The 15,887-nt window shown below is 53.4% G+C and carries 13 protein-coding genes; 6 read left to right on the forward strand and 7 right to left on the reverse strand.

The window, feature by feature from the left end; translation table 11 throughout:
• Positions 1-21 precede the first annotated feature (21 nt).
• The 5 genes from WKJ04_RS09070 to WKJ04_RS09090 are packed head-to-tail and all read left to right on the forward strand — an operon-like array spanning position 22 to position 5,278.
• The gene (locus WKJ04_RS09070) at positions 22-1,647 is read left to right on the forward strand and encodes a methyl-accepting chemotaxis protein (protein ID WP_337880135.1); all 1,626 of its coding nucleotides are present in this window, start codon (positions 22-24) and stop codon (positions 1,645-1,647) included.
• A gap of 25 nt (positions 1,648-1,672) precedes the next feature.
• The gene (locus WKJ04_RS09075) at positions 1,673-2,494 is read left to right on the forward strand and encodes a CheR family methyltransferase (RefSeq protein ID WP_337841574.1); all 822 of its coding nucleotides are present in this window, start codon (positions 1,673-1,675) and stop codon (positions 2,492-2,494) included.
• Positions 2,491-2,982 (forward strand): chemotaxis protein CheD, encoded by a 492-nt coding sequence (locus WKJ04_RS09080; RefSeq protein WP_337880136.1) that lies wholly within the window; start codon positions 2,491-2,493, stop codon positions 2,980-2,982. Before WKJ04_RS09075 ends, WKJ04_RS09080 begins: the two co-directional genes overlap by 4 nt.
• An 8-nt stretch (positions 2,983-2,990) precedes the next feature.
• The gene (locus WKJ04_RS09085) at positions 2,991-4,082 is read left to right on the forward strand and encodes a chemotaxis response regulator protein-glutamate methylesterase (protein ID WP_337880137.1); all 1,092 of its coding nucleotides are present in this window, start codon (positions 2,991-2,993) and stop codon (positions 4,080-4,082) included.
• Positions 4,079-5,278, forward strand: coding sequence for an EAL domain-containing response regulator (locus WKJ04_RS09090; RefSeq protein ID WP_337880138.1), 1,200 nt, complete (start codon positions 4,079-4,081; stop codon positions 5,276-5,278). The genes WKJ04_RS09085 and WKJ04_RS09090 overlap by 4 nt, the downstream gene beginning before the upstream one ends.
• 67 nt (positions 5,279-5,345) lie before the next feature.
• On the opposite strand, the gene WKJ04_RS09095 is transcribed toward WKJ04_RS09090, so the two are convergent.
• The 7 genes from WKJ04_RS09095 to WKJ04_RS09125 form a co-directional block, all read right to left on the reverse strand.
• Positions 5,346-5,957: a chemotaxis protein CheC gene (locus WKJ04_RS09095; protein ID WP_337880139.1), complete on the reverse strand. Its 612-nt coding sequence runs from the start codon at positions 5,955-5,957 to the stop codon at positions 5,346-5,348.
• Positions 5,944-6,324 (reverse strand): response regulator, encoded by a 381-nt coding sequence (locus tag WKJ04_RS09100; RefSeq protein ID WP_337880140.1) that lies wholly within the window; start codon positions 6,322-6,324, stop codon positions 5,944-5,946. Before WKJ04_RS09100 ends, WKJ04_RS09095 begins: the two co-directional genes overlap by 14 nt.
• Positions 6,296-8,215, reverse strand: a complete 1,920-nt coding sequence (locus WKJ04_RS09105) for a diguanylate cyclase (RefSeq protein WP_337880141.1) — start codon at positions 8,213-8,215, stop codon at positions 6,296-6,298. The genes WKJ04_RS09100 and WKJ04_RS09105 overlap by 29 nt, the downstream gene beginning before the upstream one ends.
• Entirely contained in the window at positions 8,212-9,024 is an 813-nt protein-coding gene (locus WKJ04_RS09110; protein WP_337880142.1) for a protein-glutamate O-methyltransferase CheR, read from the reverse strand. Before WKJ04_RS09110 ends, WKJ04_RS09105 begins: the two co-directional genes overlap by 4 nt.
• Positions 9,025-9,318: 294 nt before the next feature.
• Positions 9,319-9,969 carry a response regulator transcription factor gene (locus tag WKJ04_RS09115; RefSeq protein WP_337880143.1) on the reverse strand — a complete coding sequence of 217 codons (651 nt, stop codon included), beginning with the start codon at positions 9,967-9,969 and terminating at the stop codon, positions 9,319-9,321.
• Entirely contained in the window at positions 9,970-13,437 is a 3,468-nt protein-coding gene (locus WKJ04_RS09120) for an ATP-binding protein (protein WP_337880144.1), read from the reverse strand.
• A gap of 81 nt (positions 13,438-13,518) precedes the next feature.
• Positions 13,519-15,198, reverse strand: a complete 1,680-nt coding sequence (locus tag WKJ04_RS09125) for a diguanylate cyclase (RefSeq protein ID WP_337880145.1) — start codon at positions 15,196-15,198, stop codon at positions 13,519-13,521.
• A 320-nt stretch (positions 15,199-15,518) separates the two neighbouring features.
• Between WKJ04_RS09125 and WKJ04_RS09130 the strand changes: the two genes are divergently transcribed.
• On the forward strand, positions 15,519-15,884 hold the full coding sequence (locus tag WKJ04_RS09130) for a response regulator (protein ID WP_337880146.1): 366 nt from the start codon (positions 15,519-15,521) through the stop codon (positions 15,882-15,884).
• Positions 15,885-15,887 lie beyond the last annotated feature (3 nt).

Raw genomic sequence — 15,887 nt, forward strand, 5'->3', positions numbered from 1 at the left:
GCTGACAACAAAAGGTGTTTTATGTTTAGAAAAATGAAAGTAGCCACCCGGCTCGCCACGCTGGCCGGCGCGATGATTGCCCTGATCCTTATTGTTGGTGTAATGGGCATTCTGGCCATGCAGGACTCCAACCGGGCTATGGGCTCTGTGTACAAAGACCGGGTGATCCCGCTGAAAGACCTGAAGCTGATTGCCGATATGTATGCGGTTAATATTGTCGATACGGCACACAAGGTGCGTAATAACGGCCTGAGTATGGCCGACGGCCTGACCAATGTTGACAAAGCGGACGCCATTATTCATGAGCGTTGGAACGCCTACCTGGTCACTGAACTGGTGTCTGCGGAAAAAGAACTGGTAGCGCAGATCAAGCCCCAGCTGGCCGAAGCGGATGCTGCGGTGGCTAAGTTAAAGCAGGTCCTCCGTGATGGCGACCGTGAGGCATTGGATAACTTTGTATTGCAGCAGTTGTATCCGAAAATAGAGCCGGTGTCGGACAGTTTCGCCAAACTGGTGGATGTGCAGCTGAAAGTGGCTGAGCAGTCATTTAATGCCTCCGAAGCCAGTTACACTACTGCACTGTGGGTGAACCTGGGCTGTATCTTTGCCAGCATCCTGGCCAGTCTGATTCTGGGGGTGCTGATCACCCGCAGTCTGACCCGTCAGTTGGGCGGTGAGCCGGCTTATGCGGAAGATGTGATTACCAAAGTGGCGGCCGGTGACTTAACTGTGAATGTGCAGCTGGCGCAGGGCGATCAGTCCAGTATGTTGTTTGCCATCAGCCAGATGGTGCAGAAATTATCGGAAATCATCAGCGAAGTGCGGTCCTCCACTGACACTTTATCTTCGGCAGCTGAGCAAATGAATGCGACGGCTCAGTCGTTAAGTCAGTCCTCCTCTGAGCAGGCCGCCAGTATTGAAGAAACCTCTGCTGCTATGGAGGAGATGACCGCTTCCATTACGCAAAACAATGAAAACTCGAAAATTACTGAGGGCATTGCGTCGAAAAGTGCCAATCAGGCGATCAGTGGTGGCAAAGCGGTCAGCGAGACGGTAGCGGCCATGCGTCAGATTGCGCAGAAAATAGGCATTATTGATGACATTGCTTACCAGACCAACTTGCTGGCGCTGAATGCGGCCATTGAAGCGGGCCGGGCCGGCGAGCATGGCCGGGGCTTTGCTGTGGTGGCCGCTGAGGTGCGTAAACTGGCGGCCCGCAGTCAGACGGCCGCCAAAGAAATTGGTGAAGTGGCCACCAGTTCGGTCACGCTGGCTGAACAGGCGGGCTCCCTGCTGACCGAAATTGTGCCTTCCATTCAGCGTACCGCTGAGCTGGTGCAGGAAATTTCTGCCGCCAGTAACGAGCAGTCGGTTGGCGCGGGTGAAATTAATGACGCCATTCTGCAGATCACCCAGGCCACGCAACAAAATGCTGCGGCGTCAGAAGAGTTGTCATCCACCTCTGAAGAATTGACCCAGCAGGCCGTGCAGTTACAGCAACTGATGGAGTTTTTCAGCATTACCCAGCACACGGCGCAGCAGCGGCCGAAAAAAGCTGTGCATCATGCCCAGCCGGTAAAAACTGCCAAAGTCAGCAAAAAAGCGACTGCTGCTGATGAAGCCGACTTTGATTTCGAAAACTTCTGAGCCTCGGTAAGACGCAGGAGGGGTTGTGCAGGTCAGCAGTAGCATTTCAGAGCAGTCGTTTCGACAAGTCCGGGATTGGTTGTACCAGCGCAGTGGTATTTTTCTGAATGACACCAAACGCAGCCTGGTCTGCGGCCGCCTGCAAAAACGCATGCGGGAACTGGAGCTGGCCAGTTTTGAGCAATACATCCGGGTGTTGCTCAATCCGGCAGAACAGCTGGAACATGAGCTGGCAGTCAATATTCTGACCACCAATGAAACTTACTTCTTTCGTGAGGAAAAACATTTCCGTTTTTTGGAGAAAGTCGCCGCAGGGCATAAAACCACAACCCCTGCAGCCCCTTTTCAGGTCTGGAGCGCGGCGGCCTCTACCGGTCAGGAAGCTTATTCGGTGGCTATGGTACTGGCGCAGCAGTTTGGCGGCTATCAGCCTTGGTCTGTGGTGGGCACGGATATCAATACGGCGGTGCTGTGCACTGCCAGGCAGGCGATTTATCCGATTGAAGCCAGCCGTAAAATTCCACAGGACTTACTGAAAGCCTATGCCCTGAAAGGCAAAGGCAAAGATGAAGGCTGGTTTAAGTTCCGGCCTGAGTTGTGTCAGAAGGTCAGCTTTGAACCGCTGAACCTGATGGAGCCCAAGCAGTTTAACTACCGCTTTGACTTGATTCTTTTGCGCAATGTACTGATTTATTTCGAGTTGGAAGACAAACAAAAAATTGTCCGCAATGTGCTGAAGTTCCTGAAACCTGGTGGCTACTTGCTGGTGGGGCATTCAGAAAGTATTCATGGTTACGATGATCGCTTACAACAAATTCAGCCGGCCTGTTACAGGTTGAAAGCATGACAGCCGCCAGACTGGAGTTAACCAATCTGGCTCCCGGCGACTTTGTGTACGGTACGGGCGGGCGTCAGTTGTATTTTACTGTATTGGGTTCTTGTGTGTCGCTGGTGTTGTGGCATCCGGCCAGCCGCTTTTATGCAATGTGCCACTACATTTCGCCACATACCCCGGCCACTGAAGCCGGCAAAGTGCTGGTGCAGGGCAAGTATGCGGATCAGGTGTTGCCTTATTTATGGCAACAGGTGCAAAAACACCAAATCCCACCGCAAGAACTGCAGGTCAGTCTGGCCGGTGGTGCCGGTAACCTGCTCAGTGGCCAGCTGGCCCGGCAGTTTCAGATTGGTGCACTGAATCTGGAAATGGCCCGGCAGTTTATTCGCGAGCATCAGTTACAGCTTGACCGAGAGGACACAGGGGGGCAACCCGCCAGACGGCTCCGATTTGACAGCCGCACCGGGGCGCTGGATATAGAGCAGGTAGTGGCGGGGTAAAGACAAAAATGGACAAAACCAAAAAAATCAAAGTATTGATTGTGGATGACTCGGCCGTGGTGCGTCAGGTTTTGTCTGACATGATGGCCAATCAGCCTGACATTGAAGTCACAGGCACGGCGGCCGATCCTATTTTTGCGGTGGCCCGAATGAAAGCAGACTGGCCTGATGTGATTACTCTGGATGTTGAAATGCCGCGTATGGACGGTATTACCTTTCTGAAAAAAATTATGCAGGGCAGGCCGACTCCAGTGGTGATTTGTTCTTCCCTGACAGAGCAGGGTGCAGAAACCACGATGGAAGCTTTAAGCGCAGGAGCCGTCGCCATCTTTACCAAACCGCAAAGCGGCGTGAAGGGCTTTTTGCAGGACAGCAAACAGGAGCTGCTCAGCGCCATTCGTGAAGCCGCCCGTTCCAATGTGGCGGCGCTGAGGCGCACTAAAAACAGTTCGCTGCCGGTCAGTCCCGCTTTGACACAGACCGAAACTCAGGCGACGGCCATGAGCAAAACCACCGAAAAAGTGGTGGCCATTGGCACTTCCACTGGCGGCACCATAGCGCTGGAGCAGATCCTGACGGAGCTGTCGCCTGGCTGCCCAGGCCTTGTTATTGTGCAGCATATGCCGGAAAAATTTACTGCAGCCTTTGCCAGCCGGCTGAATCAGATTTGCACTATTGACGTGAAAGAAGCGCAGGATGGTGACAAAGTGCGGCCTGGTCTGGCATTGATTGCGCCAGGCGGCAAGCATATGAGCCTGGTCCGCAGCGGTGCGTTTTTTCAGGTCAGTGTCAAGGCCGGCCCAGCGGTAAACCGGCATTGCCCGTCGGTGGACGTGTTATTCCGCTCTGTGGCGAAAAGTGCCGGTAAGAATGCCGTGGGTTTTATTCTGACCGGTATGGGAGATGATGGTGCCCGTGGCCTGTTGGAGATGCGAGAGGCGGGCGCCATGACCTATGCGCAGGATGAAGCCAGTTCAGTGGTGTTTGGTATGCCTAAAGAAGCCATCAAACGTGACGCTGCTGCGGTGGTCCTGAGTCTGGAGCAGGTGGCTGCGGTAATCAGTAGTTACAGCTTTAAATCGCAGAGGAACGAGGCATGAACGATTTATCATTGTTGGTGGTGGAAGACAGCAAAACACAACGTGAATACCTGTTGAGTTTATGCCGGGAGTTCGGCTGCAGTCACCTGTCCGGCGCAGAAAACGGCCGCGAAGCCCTGGCATTGATTGAGCAGGGTGAACATGATTTTGATATTTTGATTTGCGATTTAGAAATGCCGGACATCGACGGCATTGAACTGATTCATCTGCTGGCGGCGCGCCAGCAGCGCTCCGCCATTCTGATCGTCAGCTCCCGCGAAGCCGCTTTGATCTCAGCGGTTGAATTTATGGCAACAACAGAGGGGCTTTATGTACTGGGCTCACTGCAAAAACCGGTGCAGCGCAGCTCCTTGCTGGAAAAATTGCATCTGTATAAAGGACGGGTTGAGAGCCAACAACACAACGTGCCTGCGGTCAGTGCGCCAGTGCTGAGCAAAGCAGAACTGGAACAGGCACTGGCAGAACGTCGTTTTGTGTTGCATTACCAGCCGAAAATTGAATTTGCCAGCGGAGAGCTGACGGAAGTGGAAGCCCTGGTGCGGCTGAAATACGATGAACGTATTGTGTTCCCGAATGACTTTATCCAACTCTGCGAAAACTACCAGCTGATCGATCAACTGAGTTATGAGGTGGTGCGTATGGCCGCTGAGCAGCAGCAACGTTGGGCTGCTCAGGGTTTTTCTATCAAAATTGCTGTCAATTTATCTGCGGTGTCTTTTGATAATGATGAGTTCTCTAAAAATATTATGACGCTGCTGAAACAGGCCGATGTGGCAGCCAAAGGCCTGACCTTTGAAGTGACGGAAACCTCGGTGATCCGCGATATAGGCAAAGCCTTGTCCATTTTGACCCGGCTGCGGCTGGCCGGTGCAGGCTTGTCCATTGATGACTACGGTACCGGCTATTCTTCTGTCAAACAGCTGGCGCAAATCCCTTTTACTGAACTGAAAGTGGATCGTTCCCTGATTAAAGGCATTGCCGGGAAATCGCACTTGCAGGTCATTTTTGAAAGTACCCTGCAAATGTGCATGAAACTGGGCATTGTTGTTGTTGCTGAGGGCATTGAAACGGAAGCGGACTGGAATTACCTGAGTGGTGCCGGTTGCCATGTCGGACAGGGCTACTTTATTTCTCCACCTATGCCGGAAGATAAATTGTTCAGCTGGTGGCAGGCGGGCATGAATTTTCTGCGTTAAATCCTCTAATCTCAAGCAGTTTACGGGTCTGACTGCATCGAGTGCTGTTCAGGGTCTGCTGCTTTTTTCAGGTGTTTTGGCTGCGTTGCGCTCCCTGAATAAAAGTACCTATACACTCTTGCAGTGCCAGCATGGACTGCAGGTTCACCACAAAGACGATACTGCCTTCCAGTTCCCGGTCTTCCAGATAAAACAGAATTTGCAGCAGGATCAGCACCTGTTCGTCTTCATACTCACTGAGCACCTGGCTGCTGTCACCCATCACCAGCTGCGGAATGGTTAAGTCAAAACGTTGGTTAAACAGGTTGGATAACGAGGCCAGACAGGCGTTCAGCACTATATTGCCTATTTCAGCCATCGCATCCTGTTCCAGCTCGGTGATTTGCTGCACCGGTGTATCCAGCCCCACCATCAGCCGGACCAGTTCCAGGCTGCGGTGTTCAGGAAAGAGTAAAATGGCCTGGCCGCTGAAACTGCTCTGAAAACGCTGGGCTATCCCACAAATATCATAACCCCTGTCCAGCTGGCTGATGGCTTGGGAAATATCGCAGACATCCACCTTGGGCACCGTCATCCGGATCGGTTGCTGCACTATCTCACTCATAGCGGCCGCCGCCTGACTGACACTGATATTAAAAACTTCGCACAGGGCGTCTTTTTGTAAGTCACTGAATTGCATTGTGGTACTCCTCAGCATCCTGTGCTATTTGCCGGATCAGGTCCGGGGTGACAGGTTTGCGGTAATAAAACAGCCGGGCCTGTTCTGCTTCGTCCTGAATGTAACGCTGTATATTGGCGGTGAGCAGCGCCACAAAACAATTTTTTTGGTTTATTTTAACCTTTTCAGCAACATGTAAGCCATCTATATCCGGCATGTTGTAATCCAGCACTATCACGTCAAACTGCTGGCTTTCAGCCATCTGAATGGCCTGCTCGCCACCTTCGGCCTCAACAAAAATCCAGTCCGGGCGCAGGTCCCGCCAGTAACTCACCACAAAAAGGCGGGATACTTTACTGTCATCGACCACTAAAATCTTCTTCTGCATAAATTTCATTCTCTTCTGACGCAGCGGGCAACGGAGCCTGACTGACCCTGTTACGCCCCTGTTGTTTTGACTGATACAACATAAAATCAGCCCGACCTAAAGTACGATCCACAGCCTCTGCAGGCTGTTGTTGGGCGACACCTAAAGAAATGCTGATTTGAAATGGCTGGTCAAACTGCAACAGCTGTACCTGCAGCCTGAGTTGTTCTGCCAGTTCGGCCGCGTTTGACAAGCGGTAACCTGGGCACACTACCAGGAATTCCTCTCCACCCCAGCGGCCAAACAGGCCGGGGGGCTCCACCAGCGGCGCTAAACGGGTTGCCACCTGTGTCAGCACCCGATCACCGGTCTGATGTCCATAAGTATCGTTGATTTGTTTGAAATGATCGATGTCCAGCAGGATCAGGCTGAGGTTACCGGGCACAGCCGCCGTCGTGTAACTGGCCAAAGCCAGCTCCAGCGCCTGGCGGTTGGCGACGCCGGTCAGGCGGTCGGTGCTGGCCTGATGCTGGTAATGCAGACTTTCAGCTTCCAGTTGTTGTTGCGCCTGATTGGTTTGTTGCAGCTGCTGGTTGCGTTCATGCAGCTCAAACACCATGGCGCGGAAATTATCGACCAAAGTACGGATTTCCTGAATACGGCTTTGGTCGGTCAGGGGATCCGGGCTGGGGACAGTCCCGAGGGTGTTGGTCCAGCTGGTCAGGCGGCGGATAGGGTGAATCAGGCTGACAGCAAACTGGCTGGCTTTCGCATACATAAAACGGAAATACAGACTGACCAGCAAAAATAACACGAAAAAGGCTGCCAGATGCAGCTGAAGTTCGTTCTGCTCCTGCTGAGTGACAGTGTTATTGATCAGGGTCATAGGCTGCAGCAATACCAGCTGCCAGCCGGTTGCCGCCACCTGGTGCCTGCTCAGCACATAATCTTGCCCCTGAAGGGTCACGATTGGCCGCTGTTCTGTGCCTCCAGGCCATTCGCTCAATTGCTGCTGTGTATGGTTGCGCTCTGTCAGTTGCAGTTGAGGTTTCAGTGTCGCCGATACGGCCAGAATGTCGTCTTGACCGGATAGCAGCAGCACCTGATAGCCATGCTGAGAGGCCCGTTGCAATAAAGAGGCAGCGAGGCTGGGTAAAGTGATATCAGCCCCCATAACCCCCGCCAGCTGGTTGTGCTGATACAGTGGCTGCAGGGCTGACACCATCAGGCCCATACCAAAGGCGTCAGGGTATGCCTGAGTCCAGGTCAGTTGGCGTGTCGGGTTATGTTGCTGATCTGCCAGGTAATAAAAGTTCTGTTGCACCAAAGGCCGTGGTGACTGCAAGGAGGCGGAGTCTGCAGGCAAAGGCGGGTAGATCCGGCTCATATTGTCGGTGCTGATAAAATACAGTTGGTCAATCAAAGGGTTGGTGTCGACCACCGCCTGATACAGCAGGTTCAGCCGTCTGGTTTTCAGCGCCAGCACCAACTGCTCAGGGCGGTAGGGTGGTTGCCCCTGATAAAACATATGCACTCCCTGGCCGGATTTTTCCACTAAAAATCCATTGGGCAACAAGGCAAACCCCAGTTCTGCCGCTGTGCGCTGCGGGTTTGGAGTGGGTGCATTGAGGTAATACAAATGCTCAGGGGCCAGGATGTGCAACTGTTCGGCCACAGTGGTCAGTTGCTGCGACAGCAGTTCAGCTTCCGTGAGCGCAGTGGCTCGAAGGTTGGTTTCCAGCTGGCTGATCAGGCTGCGTCTGACCTCGGTGCTGCGATACCAGGAGCTCAGGCTGACAATCAAGACTATGCTCAGTGTCAGCGCAATAAAGGGGCAAAGGGCAAATACGGAAATGCCCTGAGCCACAGTCCGGGCTAAAGGCTGACACTGTTCCTTTGGGATTGGGGTCATGGCAGCCACTGGTAACAGGCTGGTTGCAACAGCTTTAACCCTTCATCATAACCGTTGATGCTTTCGGTATGGCCTACCAGCAACAAGCCACCTGGTTTCAAACGCTGCAGCAGCTGGCTGATCAGGTATTTGCGGTCGGCAGCTTTAAAATAAATCAGCACATTACGCAGCAATATCACGTCAAAACGCAGAGTCTCAGCGGGCATCTGCATCAGATTCAGCTGGAAAAACTGCACTTTTTGCCGCAATTCCGGCGTCACCATAAAAGATCCGCTATCTTTGCCCCGGCCTTTACGGCAGTATTTTTGTAACATCTGCAGCGGGATGCGGTCTGCCTGCGCCAGTGGATACACCGCACGTCTGGCCGCCTGCACCACTTCACTGTTGATATCTGTGCCCTGAATATTCCAGTCCGTGTTAAAGCCATACTTATCCGCCAGCATCATGGCCAGACTGTAAGCTTCTTGCCCGCTCGATGCCGCGGCGCTCCAGCAACGCAATGGCTGGCACAGAGGCGCTTTAGGTAACCAGCGCTGCAGAAACTCAAAATGTGCTTCTTCGCGGAAAAAATAAGTTTCATTGGTGGTCAGCGAATTGAGCGCTATCTGTTGTTCTGAGGCCGCACTGTGACTGGTGATCAGGTCCAGATACTGTTCAAAATTGCCCAGTTGTAAGTCCCGCAGTCGGGCGGCTAACCGGGCTTTGACCAGCACTTTTTTTTCGTCGCCCAAATGAATACCGCTGCGTTGATACAGCCATTGGCTGATCAGGCGGAAACTTTGTTCGGATAAGTCGGTTTCAAGTTGCATACACAGCCCCGGAAACTAAAAATGCACTTGGCCCAGACTCACAGTGTAAAAGCGGGTCAGGTTTCACACTACTGACCTCTAGGGCTAGAACCGCTAGGTCTTTAGACCTATACCCTTCTCATTTGCAGCCGCAGCTGTGTTGACGGCGCCATCTCGCCCCAGTCACATAAGGTGACTATGCTCCTGGGGTCTCACTGGCTTGTCGCCTTGCTGCAGCTGCAACTGATTTGGGTATGCCCCCGTCTCATTTGCAGCCGCAGCTGTGTTAACGGCGCTGGGAGCCAGTTTGGTTGGTCAGGAATGGGGAGGGGCTTTCAACCAGGAGGCGGCAGCATCAGCCAGCAGGCAAGCGGCCTGAGTACGGTTGTCGACTTCCAGTTTTTCCAGAATGGCGGACACATGCACTTTGACGGTTTTTTCGGCCAGCCCTAACTGATTGGCGATCTGTTTGTTACTGTAGCCTTCAGCCAGCAGTTTAAACACTTTGTATTGGCCAGGGGTGAGGCGGGCTATACGCAACTGGGCTGAACCCGCTTCGGGCTGGCGTTGCACTGCGGTTGGAAACTGGTAATCGCCTTGCAGCAGTTGGCTGATGGTGTGGACCACATCAGCACTGTCGGCCGCTTTGGATAAAAATGCCGAAGCACCGGCACTCAGACACAGCTGACGCATCGCCAGGTCGTCATGGCCACTCAGGATCACAATAGGCAACTCGGGAAAGCGGCTGCGGATAAAATGCAGGCCACTCAAACCTGAGCTGCCGGGCATCGACAAATCCATCAGCAATAAATCCAGTTCGTCACAGTACTTCTCCAGCAGTTCAAACAGCAGCAGGTAATCTGCGGCCTGGTACACCTGCAACCCGGCAATAGCCTGTTGCAAAGACCGGCTCAGTGCATCCAGGTAAATAGGGTGGTCTTCGGCCAGCACAATCTGAAATGTCATCTATTGGTCCTTTGCTAACAGCCAGGCAAGGCGGGCGCGTTTCACAGGTTTCAGCATAAAATACACGGCTTTGTGTTCTGGCAGGCGCTGACGCAAGGTGGCGTCGGCCGACATCAGTAACAGCTTACCGCCAGGGGCTAACCTGGAGGTCAATAAGGTCAATTCCGTCAGGTGGTCTTCCGTCGCGTTCAAGTGTACATCAGAAATCAGCAGGCGAAACCCGGTCTGACCTGAACGTTGAAAGTCGCGCAAAGACGAAAATACGCTGACCTGCAAACCATGCCGCACCAGTTCGTAATACAAAGATTGCCGGACCTGAGGGTCCGGATCTATCACCAGAGCTGAACCAACAGCTGCTGCAGGCACGGTATATGGCTCTGCCCGGACAAAACGCAGACCAAAACTGGTGCCCCGTTCTGAACTGTATAAGTTGATCGGCAACACCAGTAACTCGGCAATTTTGCGTACTATGCTCAGGCCCAAACCTGACCCCTGATAACTTTGGTTACCCCGCTGAAAAGCGTTCCCCCAATGGCGTCGCATCGGTTGGGGTAACCCAGGGCCTGAATCCCGGATTGACAAATACAGCTGCTGGCTGTGCTGGTAACGGTGTTTCAGCTCCAGTTGTACCAGTTCACCTTCCTGCAGATTTTTCAGCGCATTGTCCAACAGATTCATCAGCATACGGGCCACCAGGTGTTTATCGGTAACCACCAGCAGATCGGGTTCGACGTTCAGTTCCAGCCGGACTTTTAGCTCAGCCGCCATAGGCACAAAAGTCTGGTACAGCTGCTGCAACAGCTGACTTAAATTCACCAATTGCAGCTGGGGGGTGATCACGCCGGCGTTCAGCTTGGATAATTCCAGAATGTCGTCGACCAGGGTATTGAGTAACTTGCAGCTGTTATTGACCGTGTGCCAACCCGGTTCACCGGAGGGCTGCAGATGTTGCCGTAAATCCGTCAGATTCAGCCGGACCAGGGCCGATAAGTTTTTCAGGTCATGGCTGGTGCTGCTTAAAAACGCAATTTTTTCCTGTTGCAGCAAGACCAGTTCCTGCTGTTGTTGTTCCAGACTGGCCGTGCGCTGTTGCACGGCCAGTTCCAGCTGATGGGTGTAGTCCTGTTGCAGTTTATGCTGAGCTTCGGCGGTTGCCAGACGGGCCTGCTGAATTTGCCAGCGTTGCCGGAAATGCAACCAGAACAGCAAAGTGGCCAGCAACAGATACAGCCCATAAGCCGCCGGGCTGCGCCAGAATTTCGGCTTGACGGAAAAATGGAGCTGAAGTGGATCAGACCAACGGCCGTCTGCGTCAATAGCCCGGACGTTCAGCTGGTACTGACCAGTGGCCAGTTGAGAGAACCTCAGGGTACTGATGTTGAGATCAAACCATTGGGAGTTGGCAGGCTCCAGCCGGTACTGATAACGCACCGGTGCCAACACAGGGGCTGGCCCCAGGTTGAAACTGAATTCAATGACATTGGGTTCGGTCAACTGCAATGGGCTGTCTGAGATCAAATGTTGGGTTCCGTCAACCAGAACATGGCTCCAGTCCAGTCGGGCCTGCACAGTCGACAGCTCTTGAGGTGACCCCAGCAAGGTGACCCCAGCGTCGCCCGCCATATACACCTGATTTCCCATCTGCCCACATTGAAACTGATTAAACTCGTGCTGTACCAGGCCGTCGTATTCAGTCAGTAGTCTGATCAGCTGATTGCTGCGATCAAAGACGGCGATGCCCTGATGGGTGGCTGCAAACCAGTAGCCATCCGCCAGTTCTGCGCTGCAGACCACCGTCTGGTTCGGCAATTGACGCATCGCCTCAATGGGAGTGGCGTGCCAGCCATCGCTGTTCTTGTTCAGCAAACGCACCCCCTGTTCGGCGGACCAGAGCTGAAGTTCGCCGCTACCGGTACGACGCAGGCCTAACACCGGGTCGCCCGCCAACTGATACTGCCAGTGCAGTGGCGGCTGTTCCCACTGGGTCCAGTGGCTGCTGAGCACCCCCTGATAATAAGCTGCGAGCAGTAGCTGACCGTCCTGATACAGCAAGCCTGAGGTGTCTTTTGTGGGCAAGTCGGTGATCCAGATTTTGTCGAAGCGGGTTCCTTGCTGTCGCATCAGCATCAGCTTGCGGTTAAACAGCAGTAAGAAGTGTTGTTGATCCAGGGGCAGCACATCAATCAGGATCTTGTTGTCCTCCAGTTCGGCAAACTGATAAGGCCAGGGAGTTATTTCAGCTTTATCCAGGTTCACCAACTGAATACCTGCTTCTGCCGTTGACATCAGCAGCAACGGACCTAAACGTTTAAACAACAGCGGAACCATAGGTTTAGGGTAAGGCAATTGCTGGATCCGCGCCGGTTGTGGCAGGTCGGTTCGGTAAAGCTCCAGCGCCTGATCGGTAGCGACCAACAACTGATCTGCGCCGACACTGGTCAGAGTGTTCAGTGTGGCGCTGAATCCGGGGGCCCGAGCAGCAAAACTGCTCAGATCCTGATAACTCAATGGTACCAGCAGTACCCCACGGTCGCGGCCAATGGCCAGCTCACCGGTGCGCAGCATTTGCAGCTTAATTTGTTTGGTGCGGGAGCTGTAGGTGCTGCTGATGAGCTGTGGCAATACCAGCCTGGACTGGCCATTTTCGGGCTGGTACAAAACGATGCTGTCCTGACGTACAACCACCAGTTGCTGCTGCCAGCTGGTCAGGGCTGTGACCTCACTGAACGATTCCGTTAAGGCCGGTAACTGCACCTGCTCGCAGGCAGTTGGGATGCAGCGCCACAACTGCCAATCCAAAGTGACCAGCCATAAGGCCTGCTCAAACCACAGGCTGCTGCTGATAGCGTCGGGGGCGCTTGCAGCGAATGGCTGAGGCTGGTCGTGCTGATTGGGCCGGTACAAAAAAAACTGATTTTGGCTGCGCAGCAACAGACCCTCTGGTGTGGCGTGCAGTTCAGACACCGGAAAATTCAGTGTTGCCTGACGCACTTGCTGGCTTTGGGTATCCAGCAGGTGCAGTTGCTGGTCAGAGGTCAGAATGCCCAATACTGTGTCTGTTAACCAGGCCAGTTTGTGAATATAGGGCAGAGCGGCGGCGGCCGTGATGGCTTCGACCTTCAGGGTTCGGGTGTCGGCTTTATACAAGCCGGTATTGGTGGCAAACCACATCCCGTATTGTCGATCGGTCTGCAGATCCAGAATAATTTTTCCGGCTGTCTGGCCCCCCGGCAACTGCACTAACTTCACGCTGTCGCCTTCCACCAGATGCAAGCCCTCCAGCGTCCCTATCCAGAGCCGACCCCACTGGTCTTCTGCCAAAGCCCGCGCCATATTCTGTTTCAGGCCATTTTCACTGCTGAGTACCCTGGCCAGCGGCCTGTGTAACGCCAAAGGTTCTGCGGCCTGCAACGAGGCCTGGCCCAAACTCCAGAGGAAAAAAAACACAACAAAAAACCAGTGTTTCAAACCATGTTCCAGTCAGCTGTCAGCGATATCAGATAAATCCCAGTATGGCGTTGATCCGTATGAAAAAACAGAAGACACATATCAGCCTGAAAAGGCGGGTTGACGTTTTTGTGCGTACATCCGGGTATCGGCGAGATGCAACAGGTCGTCCACAGAGCGTAAGTCATTCGCCTGAGGCTCTGCGACATGCACACAACCAAAGCTGGCGCTTAATTCAAGCTGTTGACCATCCAGAGTTAAACCTGGTGCCAATGCGGCAGTTATACGCTGAACCTGGCGAATCGCCACTTCGGCGTTGGGGCAGCCAACCAGCAGTACAATAAATTCATCCCCACCCCAACGGACACTGATATCCGAATTACGGCAGCTGTGCTGCAGGCGGTCAGCAAATTCCTTCAGCACGGCATCGCCGGTCTGATGGCCGTAGTTGTCATTAATTGGCTTGAAGTTATTGATATCGACCATCACCAGGGCAAAAGGCGCATCATAAGCTTTCCAGCGAAACCAGAGATCATCAGCCATCTGATGAAAGCCGTCACGATTCAGCAACCCTGTTAATGGGTCTCTGGCCACTTTGTTGCTCAGGGATTGTTCTCTTTTGTGCCAGGCGGTCACATCTTCAAACGCCAGCAATGTCACCGGGTTATTGCGTTGTCGCCAGCTTGAGACTGTGGCCAGAAACAAGCGGCTGCCGCTGTGACCCTGACGCAATTCCAGTTGGGTATGGAAAGTGGCGCTGGATCCCTGCCGGGCGGCCGCAAGATGGGTTTTGATGGCAGTCGAGGATGCGTTCTCCGGCCAGATGGGGGTGGATTCAATATGTTGACCCACAATGTTCTCCCGGGATAAACCAAACAGCCGTTCGAACGCATAATTGACACTGCTGACCCGACCTTTTTCGTCCCAAATCGCCAGCACCGGGGCAGGAATGGCCGAAAGCAACCGCATGGTCTCTTCAATGCCAAATCCCAGCTGTTTACGGATCTGTTCTATGGTGTCCAGCAAATAACTGCGAACCTCATGATGTTCATCTGTCAGGGGGTCCTGAGTCGGAAAGGGCGTACTAAACAAGGCCGTAGCGGACTGGGTGGCGTTTTGAACAGACTGAAGCGTCAGTTTTGACAAGGTCCTGATCAGACCAGCCACACAGAATAACATGGCCAGCAAGACCAGCACCGCTATGCCATAAGCCAGGCGCAGGTTCCGCTGGCTATCGGTGTAAATACGCTGTGCTTCCGTCAGCTGAATGGCGGACAACTGCTTCAGGTCCAGGTTCAGGCTGTCGATGCCGGGATAAAGTCTGTCTCTGGCTATGTGCTGCAATGTGATCAGATCATCACGTGCTATCGCCATGGTAATCTGCTGATGCAACGCATTTACCCGGGCCAGTTTGGGCTCTATGGTGTCGATAAGTGTCCGCTCAGCGCCGACCAGTTCGGTCTGCAGATACTGCTGCCAGGCCTGGCTGGCGTTGTATTGTGTTTCCATCAGCAATTGCAGGGCCTGTTCTGAGCTGATCAGCGACGACAATCGTTTATTGGTACTGTCCACCAGATCAATCGCATAGGCATCCGACACCGTTTTCAGCTGTTGTAAGGGCACCACTCTGTCGCTATACAAAGTGCTGATACGGGCATTGGCCTGATACAGATGGCTGAGGATCAGTAGCAGCGCCAGCAGCACGATAAGCAGCGGAAGTCCTGCCAGCAGCAGGAGTTTGACTTTCAAACGGGACTTATTGAAATGGTCAAGTAAGGTCATTCTAGGCTCTGCAGTCGGTGTAGGATTCAGCATGTGGCGCGCCGGTTGCTGAACTGGGTTCCGGCAACGCCGGACTTGTTCCAGACAGGGTCGTCAGGTGTCCTTCACCATTGAATCATGGCCTCGCTGCGGCAGGTAGAGTCAGACATGATCTTTGGTAATGCCCGGGCCGAAAACTGGTGAGCCTACTGGTGTTAAGCGAAGCTGAGGTTGTTCGACCTGATTCAGTCGCAGGCTTTCTCGATTTCAGGGAAGTTTGACTATACTGCCTGATACTGGCCGCCGGGCCAGGGATGAAAAGGGAAACGGAGGCCAGTGGGATGACAATACGGGTGCTGATTTTAGATGACAGTAAAATATGCCGGATCTTTTTAACCAACTACCTGAGGGATTTATTACCCAAAGCTGAAATTGTTCAGGCCGAGTCCGGCGATGATGCCGTAGCTCAGGCGGCTCAGGGCGAGTTTCAGCTGGCGGTGCTGGATTACAATGTGCCGGATTTAAGTGGTTTGCTGGTCGCCAGTAAAATCAAAGAAATGCAGCCTGTGTGTGAACTGGCGTTATTAACCGCCAATCTGATGCGTTCGGTGGAAGAACAGGCCGATGAGCAGGGGGTGCGTTATTACCGCAAACCTATCACTGCGGATGTGACCCGGCAAATACTGCAAGACAGTCACTTTATCTAAACC

Origin of the sequence: Rheinheimera sp. (genome assembly GCF_037442345.1) — a bacterium.
GTDB lineage: Bacteria > Pseudomonadota > Gammaproteobacteria > Enterobacterales > Alteromonadaceae > Pararheinheimera.